This window comes from Methylorubrum podarium (assembly GCF_022179745.1).
GTDB lineage: Bacteria > Pseudomonadota > Alphaproteobacteria > Rhizobiales > Beijerinckiaceae > Methylobacterium > Methylobacterium podarium.
In genome coordinates, this window is sequence record NZ_BPRD01000470.1 from 1 (window position 1) to 1,012 (window position 1,012).

Sequence of the window (1,012 nt, forward strand, 5' to 3'; positions counted from 1 at the left end):
CTCGTCGAGCAGGCCCGCGGGCACTTCGAGCAGATCCGCCACGCCCGCGGTGAAGAAGGGCGCCGCGCGGAACTGCCGGATCAGCAGCGCGACCTTGCGCTCGGGATCGTAGGGCAGCACGCAGACGGCCTCGCCGTGATCCTCGATCTCGCGGGTCACCTCGGCGCCCTCGGGCGTCGTCACCTCGGCGACGAGGAAGCTCGCCCAGCCGTCGTGAACGGTGCGGGTGCCGCGGATCTCGGGGGGCATGGCGTCTCCTGGGGAGGGCGTGGTCGGGATCAGGTTGGCTCGGGCGCCCGGTCGGCGCCGCGACGGATCAGGAAGCGCGAGGCCGCGCCGCGCCGTTCCTGCGCCTCGAGGGAGGCCCCTTCCTCGCGGACGACGTTGGGGATGTCGATCCCCGCCAGCGGATCGGTCGCGGTCACGGCCAGGCACGCCCCGGGCGCGAGGGCGCGCAGGGCCTTGCGCGTGCGGAGCGCGGGGAGGGGGCATTTGAGGCCGGTCAGGTCGAGTTCGACCGTGTCGGCCTGCGCGATTCCGGGCATGGCGGCGGCGCATAGCACGAAAAAGCCCCGCCGGCTGAATCCAGCCGGCGGGGCGATCGTCTCACGGGTGGACGGTTCGGCTACCAGCCGTAATAGCCGCCATAGGCCGGGTATCCGTACCCGTAGCCGTAGCCGCCGTAATAGCCGACGGGCCGGCCATAGCCGTAGTATCCGCCATAGGCCGGGTAGTCGTAGTAGCGCGGGGCGGCGCTGGCGGCGATCGCGCCGCCGATCAGGCCGAGCGCCGCGCCGGCAAAGAGCGCGCCGCCGACGTTGCGGCGGCGATACCCGTAGCCGTAGCCGTAGCGGGGGCCGTAGTAGCCGCCGTAGTAACCGCGCCGCCAGCCGACGGTGTCGACGGTGGTCTTGCCGCCGCCGACCTGCGCGGCGTTCATCGCCGGCAGGGGCGCGGCCTGAGCGGACGGAACGGCCGTCACGGTCAGGCTCGCCGCGGTGAGGCCGGCCAG

General features: G+C 73.3%; 2 protein-coding genes and 1 pseudogene. All 3 read right to left on the minus strand.

The annotated features are described in order from the left end of the window. Nucleotides 1–249, minus strand: a pseudogene (locus MFF42_RS21005) (NUDIX domain-containing protein); the annotation flags it as partial. Nucleotides 250–278: 29 nt separating this feature from the next. Then, the gene (locus MFF42_RS21010) at nt 279–545 is read right to left on the minus strand and encodes a sulfurtransferase TusA family protein (protein WP_238257483.1); all 267 of its coding nucleotides are present in this window, start codon (nt 543–545) and stop codon (nt 279–281) included. A gap of 80 nt (nt 546–625) precedes the next feature. Next, nucleotides 626–1,012, minus strand: a 387-nt coding sequence (locus MFF42_RS21015; protein WP_238257484.1) for a hypothetical protein, incomplete at its 5' end; no start/stop codon positions are given.

Bases quoted from the DNA above. Each gene is read 5' to 3' on its own strand.
- MFF42_RS21010 (WP_238257483.1), bottom strand. From the start codon at position 545: ATGCCCGGAATCGCGCAGGCCGACACGGTCGAACTCGACCTGACCGGC.